Origin of the sequence: Arsenophonus nasoniae DSM 15247 (assembly GCF_000429565.1) — a bacterium.
Classification (GTDB): Bacteria; Pseudomonadota; Gammaproteobacteria; order Enterobacterales; family Enterobacteriaceae; genus Arsenophonus; species Arsenophonus nasoniae.
In genome coordinates this window covers 1-3048 of sequence record NZ_AUCC01000161.1, presented here as the reverse complement: position 1 = coordinate 3048, position 3048 = coordinate 1, and the positions used below count along the sequence as shown (strand labels likewise).

4 protein-coding genes and 1 pseudogene are annotated in these 3048 nt (G+C 36.3%); 2 read left to right on the top strand and 3 right to left on the bottom strand.

Features of this window, described 5'->3' with window-relative positions:
- Positions 1–68: 68 nt before the first annotated feature.
- Together G468_RS25515 and G468_RS0116710 are read left to right on the top strand one after the other, a co-directional pair.
- Positions 69–266, top strand: coding sequence for a plasmid segregation protein ParM domain-containing protein (locus G468_RS25515; protein WP_026824006.1), 198 nt, complete (start codon positions 69–71; stop codon positions 264–266).
- Between the two features lie 10 nt (positions 267–276).
- Positions 277–840 carry a hypothetical protein gene (locus tag G468_RS0116710; RefSeq protein WP_026824005.1) on the top strand — a complete coding sequence of 188 codons (564 nt, stop codon included), beginning with the start codon at positions 277–279 and terminating at the stop codon, positions 838–840.
- A gap of 127 nt (positions 841–967) precedes the next feature.
- Here the strand turns inward: G468_RS0116710 and proP are convergent, their stop codons facing one another.
- The 3 genes and pseudogenes from proP to G468_RS24285 all read right to left on the bottom strand — a co-directional run.
- Entirely contained in the window at positions 968–2470 is a 1503-nt protein-coding gene (proP, locus tag G468_RS0116705; protein ID WP_211229683.1) for a glycine betaine/L-proline transporter ProP, read from the bottom strand.
- A 76-nt stretch (positions 2471–2546) separates the two neighbouring features.
- Positions 2547–2861, bottom strand: a complete 315-nt coding sequence (locus G468_RS0116700; RefSeq protein WP_026824003.1) for a hypothetical protein — start codon at positions 2859–2861, stop codon at positions 2547–2549.
- A gap of 3 nt (positions 2862–2864) precedes the next feature.
- Positions 2865–3048: pseudogene (locus tag G468_RS24285) on the bottom strand (ISNCY family transposase); the annotation flags it as partial.

The window sequence follows — 3048 nt, the reverse complement described above, 5'->3', positions numbered from 1 at the left end:
AACGAGAAAACTGTCAGAATTTAATAGAAATATTGAGTTCAAAACACCTCCATTAATGCCTTACTGTATTGATTGAGATTCCTAACCATGAACAAAATTATGATGGGAATACTAGCTTCCAACGCCTTTATTTAACAGGAGGTGGAGCTGAAATGGTTTACCCTTATTTAAAATCACATTGGGGAAATTTAGGCAACAGAGTTGTTAAACTTGAAACACCTCAACTCGCCTTAGTGAAATCATTGCATAAAATTCACGCTGAATAACGGGTGAAGTATGAGTAATAATAAAAAAATATTTGTTTATTTAAATACAGATGTGCCAGAACAAAAGGAATTATTTGATTATATCACCCAAGAAAGGAATAAAGCTAAAGCAGTTCGGGATTCTTTATCACTTACAATGAACTTAAAAAAGTTTAACGATAAATTACCGACAATATTAAGTTTATTTACTCAAAATCTAATTAGCGTGAGTGATTTAAACATGATTCTTAACTCAACTCTTCAGAAAGATACCGTACCAGTTGAGTTATTGAATGAGAATGTCTATGAAATAGTCGCATGGCAAAAAAGGGTGATCAATCCTCTTAGCCCTGATCAGACATGGTCTGAGTGGATAGCAATTTCTCAAGAAGAATACAAAAATCTGCTAAAAAGTGATGATTTATCAATACAAGTCAGAGCACTTAAGGGTAAACGATTGGGTGATAATCTAGTCAATATAAGCACCATTCCGGTAATAGAACCTAAAGAATCAGTGGAAAAGCAACCAAAAACCCCTGAAAGCAATACAGCTAATAATGCGAAAAAATTATTCAACAAAAAAAGCCAAAATTAAGATTTGGCTTTTGATAAAACCTACATATTCAGTGCTAATAACTCTTGCTTTTTCATCGCTTATTAACAATGTTCAATAAGATTAAAAAGAAAATTTGAAATTCCATATAAAACATAACATTGTTGAATCATTCTTTGATAATAGGATGCTGTTCAACCAGATGTTTACGCTTTTCTTCTAATTCAGAAATTTGTAGGGTGATATCTTCAATTTTCTGCTCAATATTATCGTGATGCTCCTGAAGTATTTCACGAGCTTCATCAATATCAGAAGCAGTTGGGGTTTCGCCTCGCAATGGTCTGTTAGCTGTCTCTTTCATTGCAAAACCAGTAATTAAACCAATAATAGCAATTACCATCAGGTAATATGCTGGGATAAAAAGATCGTGAGTAGTTTCAACTAACCAAGCCACTACGGTCGGAGTCAACCCTGCTATCATTACCGAGATATTAAAAACACCCGCAAGTGCACTGTAACGAATATGAGTTGGAAACATGGATGGCAATGAAGAGGCCATTACGCCTGTAAAAGCATTCAGCAACACCCCTAAAATCAAAAGGCCAATAAAAATCAGCCCAGTTAGTTTGCTGTTTATCAGAAAAAAACAAGGAATAGCCAAAATTAACAGTGCTACACTACCAAAAATAACAAAAGGTCGACGACCAAATTTATCGCTCATCAGTCCAATGAACGGCTGAAAAAAGAGCATACCTATCATCACAACAATAATAATTAATACACCATGATCTTCTTTGTAATTTAAATTATACGACAGATAGCTTGGCATATAAGTCAGAAGCATATAATAGGTCACGTTAGTGACTACCACAAGACCAATGCAACTCAGTAAGCTTCTGCGATATTTTGTCAATATCGCTTTAAAGGAGATCTTTTTTTCGACAGCAAACAAGTCATCACGATTATCTTGTGCTAGTTTATCCAAATGTTGCTGGAACACTGGAGTCTCATCTAACGCATGACGGAGGTAAAGACCGATTATACCAAGTGGTAATGCAAACAAAAATGGAATACGCCAACCCCATTCAAGAAACTTTTCTTGTCCGCAAAAGTTTGAAATCAATAATACAACGCCAGCACCCAGCACAAAACCAGCAATAGAACCAAAATCTAGCCAGCTACCTAAGAAACCACGTTTACGATCGGGAGAATATTCCGCAATAAAAATCGATGCCCCAGTATACTCGCCTCCCACTGAGAAACCTTGCATCATTTTGGCAAATAAAAGCAAAATAGGTGCCCAAATCCCTATCGAGGCATAAGAGGGGATTATCCCAATGGAAAAAGTACTTATTGACATAATCACGATTGTTATAGCCAGAATTTTCTGTCGACCATACCGGTCACCCAGTACACCGAAAAAAAGACCACCCAAAGGACGAATACAGAACGGTATAGAGAAAGTTGCGAGTGTAGCAATCACTTGTACACTTGAGCTGGCTTCGGGGAAAAACACTTGACCTAGCGCGTAGGCTAGAAAACCATAAACCCCAAAATCGAACCACTCCATTAAATTACCTAGCGTTGCAGCAATAATGGCTTTCCGCAATTTATCATCATCAATAATCGTTATGTCCCTTAACTTCATGGGTTTAACGGGGGAATGACTCATTTTCATAAAAAACACCTTGAGCTAATAGTAATTTGGAAATCTAAAAACCTTACTTAAAAATAGTTAACTTATTTTATTATTTAGAATTAATTAATTCTTTTCTTATTCTAATGACTGATAATTTAACAAAATAATCAATTAGATATAAAGGCAATCGCTTTTTAGGTGGTATGGGTGGTTTTGGAATTTTAATCTTCACTGCCTGTTTAGGTTTTTCAACCGTCTTCTTGGGCTGCTGTTTTACTACTTTTTGGGGTTTCGGTTTTTTTGCCTGTTTTTTGGGCGTAGCATTCACCCAGACCTTTTTACCGTAAACAGGGTTACTTGAGGTCTGTTCTTCTTGTGAAGCCTTTCTTGGGCGATTGAGGGTTAATTTCTTACGTTCCGTCATGGTTTAATCTTTAAACAGGTTGCTCATTTCAGTATCAGTGAGACCCGTTGATAGTTTCACGATATCTCTTTCTACGCCTTTCTGAAGAAGTTGGCGCGCTATCTTCATCGATGCCTGTTTTTCACCCTTTTGCATCCCATTTTGTTCACCAATTTGAATACCCTTTTGAATACCCTTTTGAATACCC

Excerpts from the sequence above, each read along its gene's own strand:
- G468_RS0116710 (WP_026824005.1), top strand. The coding sequence starts at position 277 with ATGAGTAATAATAAAAAAATATTTGTTTATTTAAATACAGATGTGCCA.
- proP (WP_211229683.1), bottom strand. The coding sequence starts at position 2,470 with ATGAGTCATTCCCCCGTTAAACCCATGAAGTTAAGGGACATAACGATT.
- G468_RS0116700 (WP_026824003.1), bottom strand. The coding sequence starts at position 2,861 with ATGACGGAACGTAAGAAATTAACCCTCAATCGCCCAAGAAAGGCTTCA.